The sequence below is a fragment of the Flagellimonas lutimaris genome (genome assembly GCF_051494225.1).
GTDB classification, from domain to species: Bacteria; Bacteroidota; Bacteroidia; order Flavobacteriales; family Flavobacteriaceae; genus Flagellimonas; species Flagellimonas lutimaris_A.
Genome location: NZ_JBNPYE010000003.1, coordinates 287,747 through 313,900, shown reverse-complemented (window position 1 = coordinate 313,900; position 26,154 = coordinate 287,747). Strand labels below are relative to the sequence as shown.

The 26,154-nt window shown below is 40.3% G+C and carries 21 protein-coding genes and 2 tRNA genes; 8 read left to right on the top strand and 15 right to left on the bottom strand.

Annotated features, from left to right (window positions below; genetic code table 11):
* Positions 1-113 precede the first annotated feature (113 nt).
* On the top strand, positions 114-3,080 hold the full coding sequence (gene secDF, locus ACQQ5U_RS09745; protein WP_437397110.1) for a protein translocase subunit SecDF: 2,967 nt from the start codon (positions 114-116) through the stop codon (positions 3,078-3,080).
* Between the two features lie 68 nt (positions 3,081-3,148).
* On the opposite strand, the gene ACQQ5U_RS09740 is transcribed toward secDF, so the two are convergent.
* The 8 genes from ACQQ5U_RS09740 to exaC all read right to left on the bottom strand — a co-directional run bounded on the left by ACQQ5U_RS09740 (position 3,149) and on the right by exaC (position 10,218).
* Positions 3,149-4,612, bottom strand: coding sequence for a glycosyltransferase (locus ACQQ5U_RS09740; RefSeq protein ID WP_437397108.1), 1,464 nt, complete (start codon positions 4,610-4,612; stop codon positions 3,149-3,151).
* 82 nt (positions 4,613-4,694) lie between these two features.
* The gene (locus ACQQ5U_RS09735; RefSeq protein WP_437397106.1) at positions 4,695-5,945 is read right to left on the bottom strand and encodes an ATP-binding cassette domain-containing protein; all 1,251 of its coding nucleotides are present in this window, start codon (positions 5,943-5,945) and stop codon (positions 4,695-4,697) included.
* 30 nt (positions 5,946-5,975) lie between these two features.
* Entirely contained in the window at positions 5,976-6,500 is a 525-nt protein-coding gene (locus tag ACQQ5U_RS09730; RefSeq protein WP_437397105.1) for a GNAT family N-acetyltransferase, read from the bottom strand.
* The gene (locus ACQQ5U_RS09725; RefSeq protein WP_437397103.1) at positions 6,501-6,986 is read right to left on the bottom strand and encodes a DUF192 domain-containing protein; all 486 of its coding nucleotides are present in this window, start codon (positions 6,984-6,986) and stop codon (positions 6,501-6,503) included.
* Between the two features lie 4 nt (positions 6,987-6,990).
* On the bottom strand, positions 6,991-7,953 hold the full coding sequence (gene lgt / locus ACQQ5U_RS09720) for a prolipoprotein diacylglyceryl transferase (RefSeq protein WP_437397101.1): 963 nt from the start codon (positions 7,951-7,953) through the stop codon (positions 6,991-6,993).
* Between the two features lie 67 nt (positions 7,954-8,020).
* Positions 8,021-8,242, bottom strand: coding sequence for a membrane protein insertion efficiency factor YidD (yidD, locus tag ACQQ5U_RS09715; protein WP_437397100.1), 222 nt, complete (start codon positions 8,240-8,242; stop codon positions 8,021-8,023).
* 61 nt (positions 8,243-8,303) lie between these two features.
* Entirely contained in the window at positions 8,304-8,693 is a 390-nt protein-coding gene (locus ACQQ5U_RS09710) for a DUF779 domain-containing protein (RefSeq protein ID WP_437397099.1), read from the bottom strand.
* Between the two features lies 1 nt (position 8,694).
* Positions 8,695-10,218, bottom strand: coding sequence for an acetaldehyde dehydrogenase ExaC (gene exaC / locus ACQQ5U_RS09705; RefSeq protein ID WP_437397098.1), 1,524 nt, complete (start codon positions 10,216-10,218; stop codon positions 8,695-8,697).
* A 212-nt stretch (positions 10,219-10,430) separates the two neighbouring features.
* On the opposite strand from exaC, the gene ACQQ5U_RS09700 reads away from it, so the two are divergent.
* Positions 10,431-11,342, top strand: a complete 912-nt coding sequence (locus tag ACQQ5U_RS09700; RefSeq protein ID WP_437397097.1) for an AraC family transcriptional regulator — start codon at positions 10,431-10,433, stop codon at positions 11,340-11,342.
* Here the strand turns inward: ACQQ5U_RS09700 and cysS are convergent.
* Positions 11,339-12,820 (bottom strand): cysteine--tRNA ligase, encoded by a 1,482-nt coding sequence (gene cysS, locus ACQQ5U_RS09695; protein WP_437397096.1) that lies wholly within the window; start codon positions 12,818-12,820, stop codon positions 11,339-11,341. The two genes, ACQQ5U_RS09700 and cysS, sit on opposite strands and share 4 nt — an antisense overlap.
* Before the next feature lie 13 nt (positions 12,821-12,833).
* Positions 12,834-13,514 carry a GTP cyclohydrolase I FolE gene (folE, locus tag ACQQ5U_RS09690; RefSeq protein ID WP_437397095.1) on the bottom strand — a complete coding sequence of 227 codons (681 nt, stop codon included), beginning with the start codon at positions 13,512-13,514 and terminating at the stop codon, positions 12,834-12,836.
* A 163-nt stretch (positions 13,515-13,677) separates the two neighbouring features.
* Between folE and ACQQ5U_RS09685 the strand changes: the two genes are divergently transcribed.
* Positions 13,678-15,450 (top strand): T9SS type B sorting domain-containing protein, encoded by a 1,773-nt coding sequence (locus tag ACQQ5U_RS09685; protein WP_437397094.1) that lies wholly within the window; start codon positions 13,678-13,680, stop codon positions 15,448-15,450.
* 114 nt (positions 15,451-15,564) lie between these two features.
* Positions 15,565-17,022 (top strand): T9SS type B sorting domain-containing protein, encoded by a 1,458-nt coding sequence (locus tag ACQQ5U_RS09680; RefSeq protein WP_437397093.1) that lies wholly within the window; start codon positions 15,565-15,567, stop codon positions 17,020-17,022.
* Positions 17,023-17,068: 46 nt separating this feature from the next.
* On the opposite strand, the gene ACQQ5U_RS09675 is transcribed toward ACQQ5U_RS09680, so the two are convergent.
* Together ACQQ5U_RS09675 and ACQQ5U_RS09670 are read right to left on the bottom strand one after the other, a co-directional pair.
* Complete coding sequence (locus tag ACQQ5U_RS09675) at positions 17,069-18,571, bottom strand: OmpP1/FadL family transporter (RefSeq protein WP_437397092.1); 1,503 nt, start codon at positions 18,569-18,571, stop codon at positions 17,069-17,071.
* A 38-nt stretch (positions 18,572-18,609) separates the two neighbouring features.
* Positions 18,610-19,884 (bottom strand): hypothetical protein, encoded by a 1,275-nt coding sequence (locus ACQQ5U_RS09670; protein ID WP_437397091.1) that lies wholly within the window; start codon positions 19,882-19,884, stop codon positions 18,610-18,612.
* A 94-nt stretch (positions 19,885-19,978) separates the two neighbouring features.
* Between ACQQ5U_RS09670 and proS the strand changes: the two genes are divergently transcribed.
* From proS to rpsT, 4 genes are all read left to right on the top strand, one after another.
* Entirely contained in the window at positions 19,979-21,454 is a 1,476-nt protein-coding gene (gene proS, locus ACQQ5U_RS09665; RefSeq protein ID WP_437397089.1) for a proline--tRNA ligase, read from the top strand.
* An 81-nt stretch (positions 21,455-21,535) separates the two neighbouring features.
* Positions 21,536-21,607, top strand: a tRNA-Glu gene (locus ACQQ5U_RS09660).
* Positions 21,608-21,665: 58 nt separating this feature from the next.
* Positions 21,666-21,737, top strand: a tRNA-Glu gene (locus tag ACQQ5U_RS09655).
* A 35-nt stretch (positions 21,738-21,772) separates the two neighbouring features.
* Entirely contained in the window at positions 21,773-22,024 is a 252-nt protein-coding gene (gene rpsT / locus ACQQ5U_RS09650; protein ID WP_437397087.1) for a 30S ribosomal protein S20, read from the top strand.
* A 63-nt stretch (positions 22,025-22,087) separates the two neighbouring features.
* Here rpsT and ACQQ5U_RS09645 read toward each other — a convergent pair whose 3' ends face one another.
* From ACQQ5U_RS09645 to rho, 3 genes are all read right to left on the bottom strand, one after another.
* A complete protein-coding gene (locus tag ACQQ5U_RS09645; protein ID WP_437397085.1) occupies positions 22,088-22,774 on the bottom strand; it encodes a hypothetical protein in 687 nt (228 codons plus the stop codon).
* Positions 22,775-23,569: 795 nt separating this feature from the next.
* Complete coding sequence (locus ACQQ5U_RS09640; protein WP_437397083.1) at positions 23,570-24,220, bottom strand: hypothetical protein; 651 nt, start codon at positions 24,218-24,220, stop codon at positions 23,570-23,572.
* A gap of 130 nt (positions 24,221-24,350) precedes the next feature.
* Positions 24,351-25,976, bottom strand: a complete 1,626-nt coding sequence (gene rho / locus ACQQ5U_RS09635) for a transcription termination factor Rho (RefSeq protein WP_437397082.1) — start codon at positions 25,974-25,976, stop codon at positions 24,351-24,353.
* Positions 25,977-26,154 lie beyond the last annotated feature (178 nt).

The window sequence follows — 26,154 nt, the reverse complement described above, 5'->3', positions numbered from 1 at the left end:
AACAGCATAACCATCAACTGTAATTGCAATTACATCAATTTCTATTGTCAAATCTTATCGGAAATGATATATTTGCACGCTGTTTAAGAAAACTTCTATAAAATTAACAATCAATGCAGAATAAAGGACTTATAAGGCTTTTTGCAATCCTTTTTGGCTTGGTGAGCATCTATCAGTTATCCTACACTTTCATCACTAACAAGTTGGAGAATGATGCTGAATCATACGCAGTGAGCCAAATTTCGGAAGCTGAGGAAGATTATGTTGCAAAGCGTGAAGCTTTAGAGGCATCGTATTTGGATTCCATTAGTGACAACACTGTTTTGGGCTTTACGAGCTATGAAGACGCTAAGACAAAAGAGTTGAACAAAGGATTGGACCTCAAAGGAGGTATCAATGTAACCTTACAGATTTCCGTAAAGGATATCTTGAAGGGCTTGGCCAACAATACCAAGAACCCAGTTTTCAACAAAGCATTGGCCGATGCCGATGAAGCATCAACAAATAGTGATGATACCTATTTGGAGCTGTTCTTTGAAGCTTTTGATAATATTAAAGGCGATACCAAATTGGCATCCCCCGATATTTTCGCAAATAAAGGTCTTAGTGATGACATCAATTTCCAAATGTCGGATGATGAGGTGAAACCTATCATCAGAAGAAAGATTGATGAATCCATAGTTTCTGCATTTGAGGTACTTCGTGAACGTATCGATGGTTTTGGGGTAACCCAGCCTAACATTCAAAGGGAGGGAAACTCTGGAAGAATTTTAGTAGAGCTTCCGGGAGCTAAGGATATTGCCCGTGCCCAGGAATTGTTGTCCAGTACGGCACAATTGGAGTTCTGGGAAACGTATCCACAGAGTAATCAAAGTATAGGAAGCTTTTTGGTAAACGCCAACGAGCGTTTAAAAGATATTTTGGAGCCAGAGGCTGCGGAAGAAGATGTGTCAAAACCTGAATCTGAGATTGATTCTTTACTTTCCGATGTGGCCCAAGATTCATTGGATATGACCCAAGATGCCAATCCAATACTAGGGAAATTGATTCCGGCCAATCCTGGCAGCCATGCCATTGCACGTGCTATGGTTTCCGATACTGCCGAAATTGGTGGTTATTTGAGAATGCCAGAGATAAAAAGATTGTTGCCTAATGATATTCAATTTACCAAGTTTCTTTGGGAAAGACCTTCCAAGGATGTCGAGGTAGTTGATTTGTACGCACTAAAATCTAACAGAGAAGGTACACCAAGAATAAGTGGGGATGTAGTTTCCGATGCACAGGATACCTTTGATCAATTCAATAAACCCGCCGTTAGTATGACCATGAATACCCGTGGTGCCAAGGAATGGGAAGAATTGACCGGTGATGCTTACAATAACCAAACAGGAATTGCCATTGTTTTGGACAACAAAGTGTACACGGCGCCTGGTGTTTCTTCAGGACCTATTTCTGGAGGACGTTCCGAAATTACAGGTACATTCACTGTAAACGAAACCAAAGATATTGCCAACGTACTGCGTGCGGGTAAATTGCCTGCTTCTGCAGAGATCATTGACTCCTTCGTAGTTGGTCCATCACTGGGTCAAGAAGCTATAGATAGTGGGTTTATGTCCTTTGCAATAGCGATGCTATTTGTATTATTATGGATGATTTTCTACTACGGTAGAGCCGGGGTATTTGCCGATATCGCCCTATTGTTCAACATTCTGTTGATTTTTGGGGTGTTGACCAGTTTAGGTGCTGTATTGACCTTGCCAGGTATAGCAGGTATCGTATTGACCATTGGTATGTCGGTGGATGCCAACGTACTGATTTTTGAGCGTGTCAAAGAAGAATTGGCCCGAGGGAAAGGAAAAGCCCAAGCCATTGCTGATGGTTTTGGAAATGCTTTGTCCTCTATTTTAGATGCCAACATTACTACGGGACTTACAGCAATTATTCTGTTTATATTTGGATCAGGACCTATTAAAGGTTTTGCCACTACCTTGATGATCGGTATTGTAACTTCTTTGTTCACAGCTATCTTTGTGACCCGATTGATGATCAATGCCTATACCAATAAGAAAGGACGCAGATTGGATTTTAGTACTGGAATCACTAAGAACTTGTTTAAGAATTTGAGTATTGATTTCTTGTCCAAGCGTAAAGTAGCTTACATTGTTTCTGGAATTTTATTGGCAGTGAGTATTTTCTCGTTGGCAACAAATAGTCTTCAACAAGGTGTAGATTTTGTGGGTGGACGTTCTTATCAAGTTCGATTTGAGAAAGCAGTCAACCCATCTGAGATTGCCGCTGATTTGAACGAAGAATTTGGCAGTGGAACCAATGCAAAAACATTTGGTGCCGCAAATCAAATCATAATAACAACCAATTACAGATTTGAAGAAAATGGTCCGGAAGTGGACACGGAGATTTTGAACGAAATGTTCACGCACCTTCAAAAATACTTCCCTGATGGTACCACATATGACGACTTTAAGCCAGGAGGTACCTCTGAGGATTTAGGAGTGTTGAAATACCGTAAGGTGGGCCCAACGATTGCGGATGACATTAAAAAAGGAGCCGTATTGGCCATCATCGCCTCATTGTTCGTGGTTTTCCTTTACATTTTATTGCGATTTAGAAAATGGCAATTCTCATTGGGCGCCGTTGTCGCGGTATTCCACGATGTAATGATTGTATTGGGTATCTTCTCCTTAACTGGAAGCATTATGCCTTTTAACATGGAAATAGACCAAGCTTTTATAGCGGCCATTCTAACGGTAATAGGTTATTCCCTGAACGATACGGTGGTAGTATTCGACCGTATTCGTGAAATTACAGGTCTAAAAGGCTGGAAAGGCGGAAATAATATCAATGAAGCATTGAACAGTACTTTGAGCCGAACCTTGAACACCTCGCTTACCACGTTGATCGTGTTGTTGGCCATCTTTATTTTTGGAGGTGAAAGCTTAAGAGGATTTATGTTCGCTATGATTATTGGTGTGGTTGTAGGTACATATTCATCCGTATTTATTGCAACGCCTATAATGTTCGATTCATTAAAGAAGAAAATTGCTGCTGCTACAGGAGCATAGTTTTTCGTTTTTTTATATTACACTTTATAACAAAGGCCCTCAATTTTGAGGGCCTTTGTTTTTTATGGCTATGCTTTGTTTTTTGATAATGTCTCCAGCCAAGATAATAATTGGCTGAACAAAGTGAAGTTTTGGATTACCCTGAGCTGGCCATTAAAGCCCCATTTGTCTCTTTCTTTTGGATGGTTGAGCATGTAAGCCAAGGTTTTGGATAAACTTTCAATATCGGTTGGATCAGGGTTTATTTGCCCTGTTTTATTGTGTACAACCTGAAATTTTAGTCCAGCAGCATTCGAGACCAATACAGGTTTCCGTTTCCACATGGCCTCTGTTGCAGTAAGTCCAAAACCTTCTTGAATGGAGTTTTGCACAATAATGCTCGATGTTCGCTGAAGTGCATTCACGATCAAGGCATTCTGTTTTGGATTATCAAGAGGTAGTAACAAAATAGCAATATCATTTTGCATACTACTGTCCACCTTTTTATAGGTTTCAGTTAGTTCTTGTAATACTTCTTTACCTTCTGGATCATCTGAGACAAAAGCAGGGTCGGGACCACCCATCACCAAAAGGGTCATTTCGATACGTTTGTATTCCAGACTTTTGGGATCACCATTTTTACGGTTATCCAATTTCATTTGAATGAAAGCCTCCATCAATTCCTTAAAACCTTTTAACCGATCCCATCGAGAAATTTCAGTAACGATGGGGCGATAGATCAAATCCAAATCTTGACCAGCGTCCAACACATCGAATGAACCATCTGGCATTACTTTTCTTACCAAATGTTCGTACCGATGATAAAGAATAGCCTTGTGGTCGTCCAAAATTCCTGATTGATATAAAATGCCAATGCATTTATGTAATTGAAGCTCACGGTTTTTGTGACTCAAGGGGTCAATAGCCGGAGGAATAATGGATGTTCTGTTTTTCAAAGGCTTTGGAACATAGGAGGGAAGGCTGAATACAAAGTGGTCATAATCGTTAGTGTAGGGTTCCAAAAACTTCCATACAGCATCTGTTACCTCCGTATCATCTTCCAAACCAATGTGACACCTCCAAATAATGGAAACGTCCTTTTCTTTTTTGATCATCGCCGCCAAGGGCATCGGTTGTGGATCGTGAACCACCACAATATCACCATCGTTGATGAGTTCTAGAGCTTTTGCGAGGTTGTTGCGATTAACCTCCTCGTAAACCTTGCGGTCATCCTCCGTAAAAACTCCATTGCCACTTCCATGAATGGCATTATGGATACGTTTGGTCAAATCAAAAAACGCATCCTTTTTAGCTTCGATCACAAGCCATTCGATGGATACCCCAAGTTCTCGCAATATCCTCATTTGGCTGGGCAGCATTTCGGCCACACCGCCACCAATAGCAGTGGAGTTAATCATCCAAATGGTTCGCCCTTTTAGAGATTCAATTGGTTCTTTGGCTTGTTCCGTAAAATCAAGAACAGAAGAGTAGAGGGAGCCATACGCCTTGTAATCCACAAGTTTGGCGCCTGGCTTAACATTAATTTTTTGCATGTAAGGGAATAGTTAACGATTGAATACCCTATAAGATAGCAAAAAAACAAATGGGTTGGTTAAGTGTTTGTTTGTGAATTGTTTATGAGTTTAATTTAATTCCTTTTGAACCTGTTTCGGATGGATGCAGCTCATAAATATATTCTGGGGTTAGTTGAGGCTCTTTTCGGTGGGATACAAAAACAATGGCTGTATCACTTTCCTTGGCGATTTTATTCACCAAAGCAACAAAAAGCGTGGCACTAGTATCATCTAGGCCAGCCGTTGGCTCATCTAGAATAAGAAGTGGGGGATGTTTTACCATGGCCCTCGCTACCATTACCAATCGTTTTTCTCCTGTAGTCAAATCGCGAAAGTGGTCTTCTTTTCTATCATTTAAGTTTAAAAGATTCAGCCATTTGTTGGCCAAGTGCTTTTCACTGTCCGTAGGCTGCACGTAAAGGCCAATCGAATCGTGGAGCCCTGAAATAATCATATTTTCCAGAGTGTGATATCCTCTAAATTTATTGGTGATTGCAGGAGTGAAGTAGCCAATTTTTTGTTTAAGGTCCCAAACACTTTCACCGCTACCTTTTTTATACCCAAAAATGGTTAAATCTTGGCCGTACCCTTTATGACTATCTCCTGTAATCATGGATAACAAAGTAGATTTTCCGCTGCCATTGGGTCCAATCAATTGCCAAAAATCCCCCTTTTTGATGGTCCAATTAATTTGATTTAAGACTTGACGACCATCAAAACTTACGGATACATTTTTAAAACTGACCAATTCGGTGCTTTCCACTTCAACGGGAGATAACGGCAATGGAATGGTACCATTAAAATTGAAGGTTTTAGTTTTGTTTTCGTTCCAAAAAATATCCGGAGAATCGTACTGATGAAGACTATCTCCATCCAGTTTAAAAAAATCTGTTGTGTTGGGAAGAATATCATCCAATCGACTGACTAGTTGAACCAGAATTTTGTTGGAAGCGATATCCAAAAGTTGTTCCTTCAACTTGGCTTGTGTGGTCACATCCAAATTGTCAAAAGGATTCACCAACACCATAAAATCGGGGTTTTGTTGTAATAAATGGTTGAGCAATGCCTTTTTTTGTTCTCCACTGCTCATGGTCTTTAAAGGTTGGTCACTTTCTTTTGTCAATATTTTGATGTCATGGCGCTCCTCTTCATCCATGTAGCGATGGATTTCCGAACGAGAGAAAAGCAGTCCATTCAAAGGTTGCAGTTCACTCAAACCATCTACAGGTCGATTTTTCAGCAAATACTCAACCAATTGCTTGGTGTTGGAATTGTTTTGGGTAAGGATAACATAGCTTTTGGGTAGCTTCATGTGGTTAAAGGTATTGACCCAAAATTACAATTATCCTTGATTCACCCGAAAAATATGAACTGGATTATTCTTGTAGATTGTGGTTTTGTCCAAGAACATGCTATTTTTTTTAGCAACTTTTTGGGAAGGAATATTGTCCACATGGATGATGGAAATCAAGGAGGAAGCAAAATTGTTATCAAAAGCAAACTCCTTGCATTTTTGTGCTGCTTCAAAAGCGTAGCCCTGTAACCAAAACTTGGGAAGCACGGAATAGCCAATTTCGAATTCAGTTATATTATCCACGGTTTGAACAAGCAGGCCACAAATTCCAACCAATGCTCCCGATTTTTTTGAAATTAGGGCGTTCATCCCACCCAAATCGTTTTCGTAGCGTTCAAAGACCCTATCGAATTGTGTTCTGCAGGCTTCAACTGGGTCAGCGGGCAATCCTTCCCAAAATTGGGTCGATTTTGGATTGTGGTAAAAAGGCAGCCAATCCCCAAAATCCGACTCTTCCAATTTGCGAAAGACCAATCGTTCAGTCTCTTGATTTTCTAAGAGGTATTTTGACATTTAATTCCGAGAAAACGAGATACTGTCACCTACCTGCAATCCCAGTTGGTCCGAAAGTCCCGCATTGATTTCGAATACATATTTGGCAGGGACATTGGAAGGAAGCGTGTTTTCATTAAATGGCTCGGCGTTTTTTTGAAAACTAACAATCTTCATTCCCGTATTGATGTAGATGATATCCAAAGGAATTTCAGTGTTCTTCATGTAAAAGTATTGTAAGGACTCTGTAGGCTGAATAAACAACATTCCTCTATCCTCTTTCATGGATTTTCTATACATGAGTCCTGTTTGGGTCTCATATTCCGTTTCGGCAATCTCGATATCAAAATTTGCCTTTACGGAATCTATTTCTGTGGACAAGACAGTTAGTTCACCCTCTTTTGTAAAGGAAATGGCATTTGTTTTAAGGGATTGTTTGGATTCGGTTTTGCATGAACCCAAAGCAAGGATAAAAACAAATAGAACGATTTTTTTAAGTTGAACCATGGTTTTAAAGTTCTACGGGTTCAGGTTTGATCATAAAGTAAAAACCGATGAGTATCATTGGGATACTGAGCCATTGTCCCGTGGAAAGCATTCCCAATGTATCCTCGAAACCGCCTTGACTCTTTTTATAGAATTCCACGAAGAATCGAACCACGAACAGGAGTACCATAAATAGCCCAAATAGAAACCCAGGTTTGTTCTTCCAATCGGTTTTCCAATACAAAAGGTATAAAGCGATAAACACGAAAATGTAACAAATGGCCTCATACAACTGTGCTGGGTGACGGTATGGAATGGATTGTAAAACTTCTGCAAATTCTGGATTATGCTGAATGGCTTTGTAAGCTGCGTTAGGAGTTTGTTCCTTGGTAAGTGCCATGGCTTGATATGCAGGCATATCGTCCGAATCACGGATAAACCTTGTAGCCAAAAAATAAGATTTGTCCACTACTTTTCCATTGATTTCGGAATTGAAGAAATTACCAAACCTTATAAAGGCAGCTCCAATGGCCGACGGAACTACCAGTCTGTCCAATAACCAAAGCATTTTGATATCCTTCCATTTTCTGGTGTACAACCAAATACCAATAATAGCAGCAATGGTGGCACCATGACTTGCCAAACCTGTAAACCCGGTAAATTCGTAGCCGTTTATGATACCAAATAAGGAACCGTTCGTACTTTCTCGAATGGGCAAAAGGATTTCTGCCAAATGCTCTTTGTAATAATCCCAATCATAAAAAAATACGTGACCCAAACGAGCTCCCAGCATAATAGAAACTACGGTATAAATGAAAAGGGAATCCAGTTTTTCCATGGATTTCTTTTCGTTCAGGAAGATTTTTTTCATGATGAACCAGCCGAGAATAAAGGCTGCAATCCAAAGAAGATTGTAATATTTTATTTGTAAAAAACCCAGTTTAAAAAGGGTTCCTTCGGGGTTCCAGTTAAATCCAAGGAAATACATTTATCTAAATTTTGGGACTAATATAACGACTTTGAACGGTTGCACGGTTTAATTTAAACTTCAATTTTTATGGAACGGGGTCATAACCACTTCCTCCCCAGGGATTACAGCTTACAATACGTTTTATGGAAAGCCATCCTCCTTTGAACAGGCCATGTTTTTTTAAAGCTTCCAAGGTATACTGTGAGCAAGTTGGGGAATAGCGACAAGTTGAGGGTAACATGGGAGAAATAAAAAGCTGGTAAAATCTGACCAACAGAACAAAAGGTGTTATCAATATTTTCTTCATGTTATATATGCCTAAAGAAAATACAAGGTAACAAAAAGCCCCGATAAAGTCGGGGCTTAAATTAAACTTCTTCGGAAGTTGATTGCAGGGGTTCCAAATGTTCCCGTTCATCGTCCGTGTAAAGTCGTGACTTTATGACAAAACGAATACCCATTGGAATTTCCAAACTAAAACTGGAACCACGACCCGTGGTTATGTCCACGGTAAGTTGTGTGTGTTTCCAGTATTCGAACTGATCTTTGCTCATAAAGAAATCGCACCCATGTATGGTGCCCAGTTTCACATCGTTTTCATTGGTCATCAACTCACCTTTGGGAAAACACATGGGGGATGAGCCATCACAACATCCTCCACTTTGATGGAACATAAGTTCGCCATGGCGCTCCCTAAGTTGGTCAATGATTTTAATAGCTCGGTCCGAAACCAATACTCGTTTTATCAAATTTTCCATTCTAGAAAAAGCCCAATTTGTTCTTGTCGTAAGAAATCAACATGTTCTTGGTCTGCGTATAATGGCTGAGCATCATTTTGTGATTTTCTCGCCCGATACCTGACTTTTTGTACCCTCCGAATGGTGCGTGGGCTGGATAGTTGTGGTAGCAATTCACCCAAACTCTACCAGCTTGTATCTGTCTGGATATTTTATAAGCTTGGTGCATATCGCGAGTCCAAACCCCGGCACCCAATCCATAAAGGGTATCGTTGGCAATTTCAAGGGCCTCGGCTTCATCCTTAAATGTGGTGACGCAGACCACTGGTCCAAAAATCTCTTCTTGGAACACGCGCATTTTGTTATTTCCTTTTAAAATGGTGGGTTGAATGTAATATCCGCCTTCGAGGCCTTCGTTGTATGCTGCCTCGCCTCCAGCAAGTACCTCACATCCTTCTTCTTTACCAATTTGGATGTAGTTCAGGATTTTTTCATACTGATCATTGGATGCCTGGGCACCCATCATGGTGTTTGGATCTAATGGGTGTCCAAGCTTAATGGCTTTGGTACGCTCAACCACTCGTTCCATAAATTTATCATAAATGCTTTCCTGTACCAGAATTCTTGAAGGACAGGTGCAAACTTCTCCTTGGTTCAATGCAAACATTACGGCACCTTCCAAGCATTTATCGAAGAATTCATCATCCGTCTCCATAATACTTTCGAAGAAAACGTTGGGGGATTTACCACCCAATTCCAATGTGACCGGGATGATGTTTTTGGAAGCATATTGCATAATTAATTGCCCTGTGGTGGTTTCTCCCGTGAAGGCAATTTTTTTGATTCTTGGACTCGAAGCCAAAGGCTTTCCTGCTTCAAGACCAAATCCGTTTACTATATTAAGTACACCGTCTGGAAGAATACCTTCGATCAATTCCATCAGAATCAAGATTCCTACAGGGGTTTGCTCCGCGGGTTTCAATACCACACAGTTTCCTGCAGCCAATGCAGGCGCCAATTTCCAGGCGGCCATTAAAATTGGGAAATTCCAAGGGATAATTTGTCCCACAACTCCTAGTGGTTCCATAATGTTCATGGAAACGGTATTGGAATCCAGCTCGCTCACGGAGCCTTCTTCTGCTCGTATGACTCCTGCAAAATATCTAAAGTGATCAACGGCCAGGGGCATATCCGCAGCACGGGTTTCACGTAGGGCTTTTCCATTGTCCCAAGTTTCTGCGCGGGCCAGAATCTCGAGGTTGTTCTCCATTACGTCCGCAATTTTTAATAATAGGTTACTTCTGTAGGTAGCAGAGGAGCTGTTCCATTCTGGTGCAGCGGCCCAAGCGGCATCAATAGCCTTATCTATATCTTCTGAAGTTGATCGTGCAATTTTGGTAAATGCATTTCCGTCTACAGGAGAAACATTGTCAAAATACTCTCCTTTTGTTGGTGGTGTCCATTTTCCACCGATGAAATTTTCATACTGATCTTTGAACTTTGGTTTTTCCAAAATACTTCGCTCAGTAGTTTGTACATTGCTCATAATACGTGTTGTTAAAGTTAATTTTGTGTGTCGGACAACCGTTGTCCAAGTGACTGATTCTAAAAGTATTGATTTTGAATCCCTAGCATCTGACGAATTCTATTAAAGATATGACCAATTCTCTTTGTTTTTATTTATTTAACAAAATATCGCATTGTATTTTTTATATTTAGTAAGTATTTATATAATATATTAAGGAGTAATCATTTTATATGCAGTTGCCAGAGAAATTTTTTAGGGAAAGAAGGCTTGAGCACTTGGTCGAGAATCAAACTTCTTATACATTGAACAATGCTTCGATGCATGTTTTTGAGACACATTTACAGGCAGAAAAAGTACTCCTTCAATTTGACCAGCCTGTACTTGCCTCTATGTTGATCGGTAAAAAAGTGATGCATTTACGTGATAAAAAATCTTTTAATTTTTTACCGGGCGAATCCTTGATACTTCCATCCAATGAGGTCATGTGCATCGATTTTCCAGAAGCCAATGAAGGGAATCCTACACGTTGTCTGGCCATGGCCATATCCGATGAGAAAATCAATAAGGTGATAAACTTAATGAATGAGGCGATGCCCAAGCACGATGGTTCCGAGTGGGCACTGATAGACTATAACTACCATTTTACCAACGACGCCAGTATATATGGCATAATCCAACGGTTACTTTATTTGTTTACGGAAGATCATCCTTCCAAGGATTTTTTTGTGGACAATATGCTTCAGGAACTCATTATTCGAATATTACAGGGAAATTCGAGGGAAACTTATGTGCAAAATGCCTCAAAGCATAGTTCAACTAATAGGTTGGCCTATGTTATTGAATATATATCCCAACATTTGCACGAACCCTTGTCGGTTAGGGATTTGAGTAAGAAAGCGTGTATGAGCGAATCTCATTTTCATAAGACCTTCAAGGAAGAATTGGGGGTTACACCGATAGATTATATCAATAGCGAGCGCATAAAAATGGCCATTGACTTATTAGAAGACCCCAATCGTAAAATAAAGGAAATATATATGGAATGTGGTTTTGAGAACCGCTCCTATTTTAATCGTTTGTTCAAACGAAAAATCCACGTTTCGCCAGGGGAGTACCAATCAAAATTTGTAAAACACTCTTAGTTTATACTAAAAGTAGTTCCTTCCTTGCCATCTTTTAATTGAATGCCCAAAGCTACGAGTTCGTCCCTAATTTTATCGGAAGTGGCAAAATCCTTATTGGCACGGGCTTCGTTTCTAATATCAATCAATAGTTCCATTACACCACTAAGTGCATTGGGATCATCTTTTGCCAACGATTGATTTTCGATTCCAAGAACATCGTAAACAAAAGCTTTTAGTGTGCTGGTCAATAACGCCTTGTCTTCCTTGGAAATGGTTTCTTGGTCCTCCTTTATTAGATTAATATGCTTAACGGCGTCAAACAGCTGTGCAATTAGGATCGGTGTGTTGAAATCGTCGTTCATGGAGTCATAACACTTCTGCTTCCATGCGGCAACATCAAAATTTGATGTGTCGCCTGTTTTTAGGTTGTTAACATTCTCCAAGGCGTCCATCAATCGGTTGTATCCTTTTTCAGATGCTTGTAAAGCCTCATCGCTAAGATCTAAGATACTGGTATAGTGTGCTTGCATCATAAAAAAGCGCACTACTGAAGGAGTGTATGGCTTGCTCAAGATATTATTGTCACCACTGAAAATCTCGGCAGGGTAAATATTATTGTCCGTGGATTTGGACATTTTTCTACCGTTAAGGGTCAACATATTGGCATGCATCCAGTAGTTGACAGGAGATTTTCCGGTGCTGGCCTCTGCTTGTGCAATTTCGCATTCGTGGTGTGGAAACTTAAGGTCCATTCCGCCACCGTGAATGTCGAAAGTTTCGCCCAGATACTTAGTGCTCATGGCTGTACACTCCAAGTGCCATCCTGGAAAACCGTCTCCCCATGGTGATGGCCAACGCATGATGTGTTGGGGCTCTGCCTTTTTCCAAAGAGCGAAATCCTGTGGGTTTCTTTTTTCGTCCTGAGCGGTAAGTTCACGGGTGTGGGTAATCATGTCCTCCAACTTTCTTCCGCTCAACTTGCCGTAATCATGGTCCTCGTTGAACTTGACCACATCAAAATACACCGAACCATTTGCTTCATAGGCCAATCCTTTTTCAAGGATTTCCTTGATAATTTCTATTTGCTCTATAATGTGACCAGTAGCCGTGGGTTCAATACTTGGAGGCAAAAGATTAAATTGCTGTAAGGTATTGTGGAAATCTACAGTGTAGCGCTGTACTACTTCCATAGGTTCAATTTGCTCCAGTTTTGCTTTTTTGGCTATTTTGTCCTCCCCTTCATCTGCATCGTTCTCCAAATGTCCCGCATCGGTAATGTTACGGACATATCGAACTTTGTAGCCCAAATGCTTGAAGTACCGGAAAATCATGTCGAAGGACATAAAAGTCCGACAATTACCTAAATGCACGTTGCTATACACTGTAGGTCCACAAACGTACATGCCAACGTGGCCTTCGTTTATGGGTTCAAATAAGTCTTTTTTTCCAGTAAGTGAATTATGGATTCGTAAAGCTTGGTCTTTATAGAGTTGCATTAATCTTTTAGGATTAAAATTCAGTATCTAGGTTGATGTAGTCCAAAAACTCCCTTCGTGTGGCTTCATCTTTAAATTTCCCACCATACTCCGCAGTTACTGTGCTACTGTCGATATCGCGTATTCCCCTGGAATTTACACAAAGGTGTTTGGCATCTATAACACAGGCAACATCCTCTGTACCCAATACTTTTTGAAGTTCTTTTACAATTTGAATGTTCAAACGCTCCTGAACTTGTGGTCGCTTGGCAAAATAATCCACCACACGGTTCATTTTGGAGAGACCAACTACCGTTCCATTGGAGATATAGGCGATGTGTGCCCGTCCAACGATGGGAAGTAAATGGTGTTCGCATGTAGAATAAACCACGATATTCTTTTCAACCAACATTTCACCATACTTATACTTATTGTCAAAAGTTGATGCTTTAGGTTTTCTATCAGTATGCAATCCACCAAAGATTTCCTTTACATACATTTTGGCTACACGTTTTGGTGTGCCATTTAAACTGTCATCATTCAAATCGAGACCAAGGGTAAGCATAATTTCCCTAACGCTTTTTTGTATTCTTTCGATTTTTTCTTCATCGCTCAATACAAAAGCATCTTCCCTCATTGGGGTATCTGTTGAGGAACCAACGTGGTCGTTTCCTCTTTCTTCATGTTGTTCTTCCAATGCCTGCTCTAGTTTCATAGCTATTGCTTAAGGAGAGCAAAGATATACATTAATGACCGATTTAACATCTGGTATCGGACGTTTGACAACATAAATTATTGTTAAGACAAATGTCACGGTACTTTTATAATGTCCGAACCTACAGACTTTTATGTTGAAACTTTTCGCAAAGACCTTAATAATGCTATTATTTTGGCAAGGTGCATATTCGCAAGTTGTCCAAGATTGTGTCGATGCTATTCCTATTTGTAACAATACTCCCATAAATGGTGGTACCAATGGTTTTGGTATCGATGACTTTAATGGGGCTGCCTCCAGTGGGTGTTTGGAACAGACCACTACAGGTGCTATTGAGTCCAATTCGGCCTGGTACCGGTTTAGGACTGCTGAAGCTGGACAATTAGGTTTTAATATTGGTCATAATAGCAACGAGGATTGGGATTTTGCCTTATACCGTGCCAGTGATTGTAGTAGCTTGGGGGAGCCCATCCGATGTAATTTTTTTGATAATAGCGAAAACACCAGTTTTATTGGGGTAGGGGAAGACCCAACGGGAGATGAGGATTCGGTACACTATGAGGATTGGCTTCAAGTTGAAGCGGGTGAGGATTACTATCTCTTTATCAATAATTTCAGTAACCTTAATTCAGGATTTTCAATTCAGTTCACCGGAGAAATTTGGGTAGATTATCCAAATAGTGCTTTGGATTGTTCCATTGTTAGCAATTTGTTGGGACCGCCCATTGCTGCTTGCGAGGGAGAAAATGTGGTTTTGGACGCCACTACTTTCGGAGCTATTGGTTATGAATGGTATGTAGACTCAGGAAGTGGCTATCAGCTGATTGCAGGAGCCAATGGAGCGATACAGAATGTGCAAAGTTCTGGGCAATACCGTGTCGTGGTCACAACTTCTTCAGAAAATATTGTAAGTGATGTGCAAGTTGGTTTTAACGAGGTGCCTATTACAGGAATAGTGGCAGATGAAACATTTTGTCTTGGGGAGAATATAACCTTCAAATTGGATAGCAAGAATTCGGAAGCTTTTGGAGATATGAACCCTGATAGTTTCATGATCAGCTATCATAACACACAACTTGATGCCGAAGCTGGGATAAACCCCCTGGAAAAAGAATATGTACCAATGGGAGGTTTGGAAACCATTTACGTAAGGACCACCTCTCTAGCGAATCCAGACTGCTATGATGCTTCCCAAAGCTTTATATTGAATGCTATAGAAACCCCAGTTTTAAATTTTGATGAGCAAGCAGTCATCTGTGAAGCGATTGGAAGTGTCGAGATTGGTGAAATGCAAGCGAATCCAAATTACACTTATCAATGGAGTACAGGAGAACATACACCATCTATCATGGCTTCGGAAGAGGGCGATTATACATTGACCGTCACTCATGAATCAAATGGAACAATTTGTGAAGCTACCCGAACAGTATCTGTGGCCATTTCCAATGTGCCAGTGATTTCAAGTATCGATATAGCCGATATGAGCGTGAACAATACGGTGACCATAAATACAGAAGATAATGGGTTGTATGAGTTTAGTATAGATGGAGATGATTTTCAGAACTCCAATGTTTTTGAAGGTGTTGCTCCCGGTGTTCATACGATAAGTATGCGAGACCCTTTTGGTTGCGGTGAAGTTGAGGAAGATATTGTTGTGGTAGGTTTTTTGGCTATTTTTTCTCCTAATGGGGACGTGCTGAACGAAACTTGGCAAATTGAGGGACTTTCTACCTTAAATTCACCGATTGTTACCATTTATGATCGTTATGGAAAACTAATAAAGCAAATGACTGAATTTGATCCTGGGTGGGATGGAAACTTTAAAGGTAAACCATTGCCATCCACAGATTACTGGTTCAAATTATCGTATATCGATGATGATGGCAATCGAACCTATGCGAAGCATTTACAAAGTCATTTTTCTTTACGACGATAATACACTGGCCATTCGTCGATTAACTGCAAATTTCTTCGATTAAGACATACTAAAAGCCTCGATTAAGGAGTTATACTGGTTATTAAGTAGAATAACCAATAGACCCAGAATTCTATGAGAGCTCTATTTAGCGCTATCTGTTGTTTATTATTTCCCATAATAGGTAGCGCACAAAACTCCCCGGATTGTAGGACAGCAATACCTGTTTGCGCGGATGCTCCCATTATGGGAATCACGGATGGTGGTGGGGATATAGATGATTTTGACCCAGAGGTAATCACCCAGACCGGTTGTTTGGAAAAAGGAAGTGTTAGTTCTGCGAACATAGAAAACAATACCGGCTGGTTTGTGTTTAGGGCAGGTACGGATGGGCAAATTGGTTTTGATATTGAAGCAATGCCTGTAAACCCTGGTAGCCCGGTTACCGCTGAGTGGGATTTTGCATTGTACGGGCCCTTTGATGAAACTTCAAACGAAAATTATTGCACCATTATCGGTGATGGGTCGGCACAACCCATTCGTTGCAACTATGAATATAACGAGACCAACTTTACAGGGATTGGCGTAAATCCAATTGATGGGCGTGAAGGCGCTCCATTTGTAAAAGGAAGCCAGAATACTTATGATGAATGGTTGAATGTTCGGGAGGGGGAAATCTACTACCTCTACATTAACAACTACAATACCAATTTTGATGATGAACCTGAGTCTTTTGTTTTGACTTTTACAGGTACTTCGGTGGATGAGGATCAAGATAATGCTTTGGATTGTACACTCCGTGATGAGTTTTTGGGATTTGATATTGTTGCCTGTGAAGGTGATCCAGATATTGTGCTAAGTGCATTGAATTCACCTGCCGGTTCTGATATTGCTTCCGTAGAATGGATGGTGGATTATGAGGATGATGGGACGGTGGATGCCACTTTAGTGGGAACAGGGTTCAATGGTACTGAATTAGTGGTTTCCAGTCCGAATTCAGGAAGGTATTTTGCGGAGATCACCACTGCATCGGGAACACCGCCCACTGTAGAAGATGTTGGAGGTATACTGATTACTTTTTATGGAACGCCCGAATTGGATGAGGTCAGGGTAATCGATGATCTTGTCCATAGTGATCAAACCGACCCGTATAATATTGAAGTTGTTCCCATAGGTGATGGAAACTATGAATATGCTATTAATAATGGCGAATTTCAAGATGATCCAATCTTCTATGATGTGCCACCTGGTACCAATACGGTGGTAATCAATGATAAAAATGGCTGTGGAACTACGGTGCCTATTGAATTTTTAGTGGTAGGTTACCCAAAATTCTTTACACCCAATAGTGATGGGGTGTACGATAACTGGAATGTATACGGTGTCGAGGAATTGGTTAATCCAGTAGTCTTTATTTTTGACCGCTACGGTAAGCTTTTAAAACAGATTGATGTCAATATAGGATGGGATGGGACTTTCAATGGAAGGGATATGCCTTCTTCCGACTATTGGTTCCGATTGGATTATGAGCGTGATGATGAGGGAGTATTGGTAGCTACCTCTGTAAGGCGACATTTTTCATTGGTCCGATAAAAAAAGGCCGGAATCTCTTCCAGCCTTGCGCAAATCTTATTTCTATTTAGAATTTCAATGAATATCCCAGAGATATGTTGGTATTGATTCTATTGACCAATGCTGCACTGTCAATACCGCCATCAAATAAATAGGAGTTTACATCTTGTTCGGTTCTGCTATATGCCAAATCCAGGCGGTTGGCACCAAAATTATATCCAATACCAGCGGAAAATCCATTAAGGTCACCAATAAAATCACTGTTTTCATAGGGGCTTTCCTCGAATCGGTAGCCCGCCCTAAGGCTTACTTGTTCTATTCGGTATTCACCTCCTAAACGATAGGAGTTAACAGCACCTAAAGTGCCCGCGATAAAGTCATTTTCATCTATAAAATTTGGGTCGGACGCAGGTCTAAGTTCTGCTTTGGACATATCTTGGTAGGAGTAATCCAAACTTATAAGTCCATCTTGGCCAAATACCAATGCAATACTACCGGTATATTTTTCAGGGGTCTTTATTCTATATTCATCATAAAGGTTTATGATGCCAAAGTTGATATAGTCGATATCGGATACAGCTAAATTGGAGTTGATTCGCTGCGAGGTGTCATCTGTTAAAGTGTACCAGGTTGGAGACTGGTAGCTACCGCCCACTCGAATGGATTGATTCAATTTTGCAATGGCGCCTAGGCTAAAGGAGAAGCCATAACCTTCGGTATGTAGTAAATTATCAAAAGAGGTGTACTGAATGGGAGAGTCTGCATCATATCCATCTTCATCCAAATATGTTGCCCTATCGAACAAAATATTATGGAAGTTGACAGATGCCCCTAAGTAAAGGTCTTCTTTGTACTGTCCGGCAAAATTCAAGGTGAATTTACTATTGTACCCAGACGTGTTCTGTAAATATCTTTGATCTACGCTTCCGTATTGCGCGTTGGAAAAATAGGAGGTGTTCTCGTCAATGTCTTCAACAGGTTCTATAATTCCAGCCTGGAAACCAAGAAATGCCTGTTGAGCGGAATAACCAAGATTAGCACCAATATCCAAGTAGGCATCTTCAATGTACTCTCCATCTTGCACGCGTAACGGCCCTAAAGGTTCTCCTTGTGCAAAGTTGAGGAAGTAATTGTCTATTCCCACAGCAGTGCTTCCCGATGCAACGAATTCATTATCATAATTTTGCACCAAATCATAGTTGAACGCTAATGCAATTTTTTTCCAAGGACTATCTGTAGATGAATTGAAAACGAATACGCCACCTACTTGATTGAAATCCAAAGAATTAGTGGTGGTGTTTCTGACGGAATTGCCGTAAAGGGCATCGTTGTTCCTATTATAGTTCGAGCCTGTAAGGCTTATCTCGCTAAAATTAAAGACCGCGGAACCCGCTGGATTAATGTTTAGTGCGGATAAATCCCCACCCAAAGCTCCAAATGCGCCTCCCATGGCCTGAAACCTTGCAGTGCCCTGAAGGTCTTCTGTACTGTAGCGCAATACATCATCAATGGTCTGGGCACTTGCAAATGTGCATGCCAATACCATAATGAAAGTTGAGATTCTTTTCATTTCTTCTGATTTAGATTTAACGAATTAGTTTATGGAGATTATGGTCTTCCGCCTCTTCCGCCCCTACTTCCTCCAGATCTAGATGCACCTGAGGACCTAGACGAACCACCAGAAGATCTTACTCCAGAACTGCCCCTGGAACTACTTCCTGAACTTCGGTAGCTTCCGCTTGATCTACTGCTTCTTGAGGAACCACTACTGCGGTAGCTACTAGAACTAGATCTATTTGATGGTCTGCTGTAGTTTCTACTTGGAGCTGAGCTCCTGGATTGATAACTTCTTGTACTTCGTCCAGAACTATAGCTTCTGGATGAGGGTGAACTACTTCTATTGTAGCTTCGGCTACTTCTTGTTGAAGGAGTTGTTCCATAAGAACGACGCGTGGTTCTTGAACTTCCATTGTAACTTGGAGAAGTTCTGGTACTTCTACTGGTTCTATAGTTTCTATTTCGGGCAACGGCATCTGCACTAATAGACCTTCTTACATTTGATCTGTTGCTGTAACTTTGGGTATTTCTTCTTGCTAAATTATTGTTGCTACGAGACAAGGCAGCATTGGAACGTCCGCTATTATTTCGTATTCTGCTGGTATATCCATTTGTTCTGGACGATAGAGTTGTTCCTGGGATACGCGAAGAGTAACCTCTTCTCCCTGACATGTATGCATAACCTCTGTTATAATATGGACGATTCCAGTAGTTGTAGTAACCGCCCCAGCCATAATATCCGGCCCAGCCCCAACTATTATATGGGTATCCCCAACCGTAATATCCGGCCCAGCCCCAACGGTTGTATCTCCAAGGATTGTTCCATCCCCATCCCCACGAATTGTAGTAAGGATAGTTCCATCCCCAAGCAAAGTAAGGATAGTTCCAGCCGTAATAGCCTCCCCATCCCCAACTATTGTCATATACATTGATGGAAACACTTGTGGGGTTATCTCCCCATCCAGGGTTTCCATTGTAGTTATTATTATAAGCTAAGTAATCGGTTTGTTCGCCATAAGGTATGGTGTCGTTGGGCATTTGGCTAGAGTAGCTATCGATGTCCGTAAACACTTCACTGTCCAAAATTTCGCCATATTCATTTGCTTTTTCACCAAAATAATCACCATAGATGTTATTTTCTTGCTGTTCAATTCTTACAGCTTGGGCATTTTTCTTTTCAACCCTAACAACACGGTCATTGGTTGAATAGATGCCATCATCGTAATATGAAGCTTGTTGATAGGAACCACAAGAAGCCATAAATAGGGTGGTAACCATCAATATGGATGAGGTTTTAAATTTATTATGGAGTAAAGACTTTAACATGGCGCAATTTTTATTGTTGAACATACTAAAAATAATTAGTTTTACCCAATCATTACATGACTAAAGTCACAAGTTTTGTGCCAAACTACAATACATGGGTAAAAATTTAACGAGCAGAGCGGAAGATTATTCCAAATGGTATAACGAACTAGTTGTAAAGTCGGATTTGGCTGAAAACTCAGGGGTTAGAGGATGTATGGTAATTAAGCCCTATGGGTATGCCATATGGGAAAAAATACAGGGTCAATTGGATAAAATGTTCAAGGAAACCGGTCATGAGAATGCTTATTTCCCATTGTTTATACCCAAATCCTATTTGAGCAAGGAAGCAAGTCATGTCGAAGGTTTTGCCAAGGAATGTGCCGTTGTTACACATTATAGATTGAAGAATGCGGAGGATGGCAGTGGCATTATTGTAGATGAAGACGCAAAATTGGAAGAAGAACTTATTGTTCGGCCAACCTCTGAAACCATAATATGGGACACGTTTAGAAAATGGGTGCAGTCTTATAGGGATTTGCCACTAAAGATCAATCAGTGGGCCAATGTAGTACGTTGGGAGATGAGGACACGTCTTTTTCTAAGGACAGCAGAATTTTTATGGCAGGAAGGTCATACCGCGCACACAACACGAGAAGAAGCTATAGAAGAAGCAGAGCTTATGATGAATGTGTATGCTGAATTTGCTGAAAAATATATGGGAGTTCCCGTTATCAAAGGAACCAAAACGGAGAGTGAACGATTTGCCGGTGCGGAGGAAACCTACTGTATTGAAGCTTTAATGCAAGATGGAAAGGCATTACAGGCGGGTACCTCACACTTTTTGGGACAGAATTTTGCCAAGGCCTTTGATGTGAAGTTTGCAAGCAAAGAAGGGAAGCAAGAATACGTTTGGGCCACATCTTGGGGTGTTTCAACAAGATTGATGGGAGCCTTGGTTATGACACATAGTGATGATAATGGCTTGGTACTACCTCCTCAATTGGCGCCAATTCAAGTGGTAATTGTTCCTATTTACAAAGGATTAGATCAATTGGATGCGATTTCAGAAAAAGTGGACCCATTGGTAAAAGAGTTGCGTGATAGGGGGGTTACCGTTAAATATGATACCCGGGATACCCATAAACCTGGATTCAAATTTAATGAGTATGAATTGAAAGGTGTTCCCGTACGTTTGGCGGTGGGTCAACGCGATCTGGCCAACGGAACTTTTGAAGTGGCACGAAGGGATACCTTGACCAAGGAAATTGTAAAAGCCGAAGAGGTAGTGGATAAAGTAGTGTCTTTGATGGATGAAATTCAAGAGAATATTTTCAACAAAGCCTTGGATTACAGAAAGGAACATATAACCGAAGTGGACTCTTATAACGAGTTTAAAAAAGTAATAGAGGAAAAAGGAGGATTTGTATCTGCCCACTGGGATGGCACCATGGAAACCGAGGATAAGATCAAGGAGGAGACCAAGGCCACCATTCGTTGTATTCCTTTGAATGCGAAACAAGAGGAAGGCAAGTGCATAGTAACAGGAAAACCATCCCAACAAAGGGTGTTGTTTGCAAAGGCTTATTAAACAGGAAGCAAAAAATAATAATTACTGTTGCAAGACTTAAAAATAGTTGTATTTTTGCATCCGCAATTATGTAAGCATAATGGCCCGTTCGTCTAGGGGTTAGGACGCCAGGTTTTCATCCTGGTAACAGGGGTTCGATTCCCCTACGGGCTACAAAAGGTTGTTGAAACTTTTGAAATTTGGGTTCAGCCCTGAGTTTTTGAAATTTAATGGCCCGTTCGTCTAGGGGTTAGGACGCCAGGTTTTCATCCTGGTAACAGGGGTTCGATTCCCCTACGGGCTACAAAAAAAGGATTTAGAAAGAATTAAATTTAAGCAATGGCAAACCATAAGTCAGCACTAAAGAGAATCAGAAGAAACGAAGCGGTACGTTTGCGTAACAGGTATCAGCACAAAACGGTGCGTAATGCCATCAAAAAATTACGTAACGAGGAAGACAAAAAAGCTGCTGAAGCTTTGTTGCCTACTGTTGTTGGTATGATTGATAAATTAGCCAAGAAAAATATCATTCATAACAATAAGGCAGCAAACCTTAAGAGCAAATTAATGACGAAGGTTACAGCAATGTAAGCTTGGTTATTTCACAATATTAGAAGCGCCTCCAATTTGGGGGCGTTTTTATTTGATATCAATTTATCTGAATGCCCTTCGTTTGTGTACAAGCACACCCACGAGAAAGGAACCGTACATCATCAAGATCAATATTCGTAAAATGGTTCTAAAGTGGTAATCAATCCATATTTGTGGAATTTCATAGCCCACCCAGAACAGGAAGGGAAAAATTGAATAAAAAATCACCAATCCAATACTCATCCAATACATAAGATTGTGTTTGTTCGGATAAGGGCTGGCCTTGCTCATTTTTTCTTTAAAATAGAACCAAATGTTGAGAAGGAGTATCCAAGAAGCAATCATGTCCGCATAGTAAAGATTGCTGTAAAAGGGATCTTGGAAGAACAAGCTGATCAAATAACAGGCAATACTTGCCAAAGCCCCGATTTTTATCCATCTTTTGTGTTTTTTGTTTTGAACCATCCTCCAGTAGATATAATAAAAAAACAAAAAGGAGATAACGGAGTAAATATTGAATATGATTACGTTGTACCAACTATATTTTTCGATATTGACTACTTGAAACTCATCAAAATATTTTATGAGATATCCCAATACCTCTGTAAGCAGAGTATACATTAAATATATAGGATAGTATTTTAAAGGCGTGTCAAAATATGAATGGTAACGGCTCATGGCCACAATCCATACAATCAAATAGAACGGAAGGATGTATTGTTCGGTAATAAATGTATAAAATCCCTCCATTATTTTTATGGTAACCCCTTAACCGCCAATATTCTTGATTAGGGACTAAAATAGCAAAAAAAAAAGCCTCCATGTTTGGAGGCTCTGCTTTAAGGACGTATAATTAACGAAATGACCTTCTTTTGCCAACTATAAGACCGATAATGATACTGACATACATGAAGGCTATTGAGGTTAAAAGTATAGGTCGTAATAGGATGCGAATGCTGATATCCCAATTGGTTTTGTAAAATATTGAAATTAAGGGGAATGGTATGTAAAATAACAGTAGTCCGGTGCTTACCCAAAACATAAGGTTGTCCTTTAAAGCAGGAAATCTACCTTCCTTTCTCTTTTCTTTAAAATAAAATACAATTAGAATTACTAGAATAACAGAGCCTAAGATGTGGGCATTACTCATTCTATGGTGCAATGGATTAAAAATAATGGCGTTGATCGTATAGGCCAAAATGCACAAGTAGCTACCGTAGCGTGCCCATTTCTTATGTTGTTTCTTATTAAAAATCTTTCGATATACTTCAAAGAAAAATAGGAAGAACACCAGTTGGTAAATATTATAAATAATCACATTATGCCATGTATAGCGTATGTCGGAGAAAAATTGAAAATTATTATTATACTTTATAAATGTCCCTAAAAGCTCTGTAAAAAAAGTATAGATAATAATCATGGGTAGATACTTTAACGGAGTGTCGAAATAACTACGATACCTGTATAGAGCAATAATCCAAGTAACTAAGTATAAAGGAATATAAAATAGATCTACTAAATATTTCAAAAATTCTTGGAGCATATTTAAAAATCGCCATCGGGTGGTGGTCCCGAACTACCATGATTAAGATTTAAGCTTCCCCCGTCATCCTGTAATAAGATGGGCATCAAACTGGCTTGGGAAGTGTTATTTTCTTTGGAGCGGCCCATCGCATCTTTTATAGGCTTTGCTTTTCCATCAGTTCCAATATAGAACCCATATTCTTGACCATCCATTATTGTAGTGGGCACAATAAATATTGAGTTCTGTCTAGGATGTACCACTTTTTTTCCATCTGGAAAGTCGGGTTTGTCAGGATAATTGGCAAAATAAAAACGTAAAGAAGAGATATCGACACCAGCTTCACCAGCTTCTTGTTCAATATAGGCCATATATTGTTTTATATCTGAGTATGTGAAAGAGGTGAAACGGGAGGGGATGTGTTTTTCATCAGGAGATTGCTCCATTTCGTACTTCTCGATCATACCAATCCTGTTTTTGGTGTAGTTATCGTAGAGCGATTTGGATTCTTCTAAAGAAATAATGCCCTCGGGAGGTGCAATGGGTTCTTTTTGTGTTGAATTGGGATTTGTAGGTTCTGTTGATTCGTCTTTCTTGGGGCCTTGTTGGCAAGCTCCCAATAATAATAAACCGACCCCTATAAAAGCAAGTAGGGCCTTCCTGTTGTTTTTCATAGTTAAGTGTTTATAGTTCAGTTTTGGGGAAACCGACTTAAAGATATGCCTTTTCTGGTAATTGGGTAAAAAAAAACCCTTCAAAAAATTGAAGGGCCTGTAACCGTATGATTTAAAGTACTGTGTGTGTTTACTGACTCATGGTGAGTAAAAATTCCTCGTTGTTTTTTGCTTGCTTTATACGTTGTTCCATAAATTCCATGGCTTCCACCGGATTCATATCTGCAAGATATTTGCGCATGATCCACATACGTTGAATGGTATTTTCGTCCAACAAAAGATCGTCTCTTCGTGTAGAAGAAGATATAAGGTCGATGGCAGGGAAAATCCTTCTGTTGGATATTCTTCTGTCCAATTGAAGCTCCATGTTGCCTGTACCCTTGAATTCTTCAAAGATGACTTCGTCCATTTTGGAACCTGTCTCTGTTAAGGCTGTAGCTATAATGGATAAAGACCCTCCATTTTCGATGTTACGGGCGGCGCCAAAGAAACGTTTTGGCTTGTGCAGTGCATTGGCATCCACACCACCGCTCAATACCTTACCTGAAGCTGGCTGTACGGTGTTGTAGGCACGGGCCAAACGGGTAATGGAATCCAATAAAATCACTACATCGTGACCACATTCAACCAATCTTTTCGCCTTGTCAAGAACAATGTTGGCGACCCTCACGTGCTCGGTGGCTTCTTTGTCAAAAGTGGAAGCAACTACTTCACCGCGTACGTTACGTTGCATATCGGTAACCTCTTCAGGACGTTCATCGATCAAAAGAATGATTTGGTACACCTCTGGGTGATTGGCCGCGATTGCGTTGGCAATATCCTTCAACAACATGGTTTTACCCGTTTTGGGCTGAGAAACAATCATTCCCCTTTGTCCTTTTCCGATAGGAGAGAACAAATCCATGATTCTTGTGGAAATAGTACTTTGTTTTTCCGCCAATTTGAACTTTTCCTTAGGGAACAATGGGGTAAGGTGCTCAAAAGCTACCCTGTCTCTGACCACTTGGGGGTCGAGGCCATTGATTTTGTTCACTTTGATCAGCGGGAAATATTTTTCGCCTTCTTTTGGAGGCCTTATGTTCCCCAGAACAGTATCCCCGGACTTAAGTCCGAACAATCTAATTTGGGATTGGGATACATAAATATCGTCGGGAGAAGAGAGATAATTGTAATCGGAAGATCTTAGAAATCCGTAACCATCCTGCATAATGTCCAACACACCTTCACTTTCAATAATGCTATCGAACTCAAATTCAGGCTCTTTGTACCTATTTCTTAGATCCTTGTCAAAATTATTGTTCTTTTTGTCGTGGTGAGGCTTGTTGTGTTGGTTGCTTCTCCTGATATTTTGATTCTTTTGGGGAGTGTTGTTGCCTTGCGGTTTGTTGTCTTGAGGTTTGTTGTCGCGTGGCTTGTTGTCCCTTTTTTGAGGTTTTTCCTGCGGTTTGGAGTCATCATTTTTGCTCCTGGGCTCTCTTTTTTGAGGCACTTTTTTAGGAGCGTCACCATCAGTGCTTTTTGTCTCCGTAGCTTTAGGGCGTGGATCTCTAGCTTTTCTGGGTTTTGGAGCCGGCTTTTCGTCTGTGGTTGCTGTAACGGTTTCCGCAACAGCCTTAGGGTTGGATGCTTGAAGGTCCAGTATCTGGTATACAAGGTCCAATTTTTTCAATGATTTGAATTTGGGAACATTAAGACCCTTTGCAATTTCTTGCAACTCAGGAAGCTTTTTAGCTTTTAGATCTGAAATCTCGAACATTAAGTAAAGAAATAAGTTAAACTTGTGTGATTCTTATTATGAAGTAAGGTTATTTTTGAATGCTACTGGAGAAAAGAATTCCGAGGTAGGTGCTTGCTAATAACAAGGCAATATTACAAATAATTTTTCAAGAATAAGGCCTTATTTATCAAAAAGACACCTATTTTTGCGTTTTGAA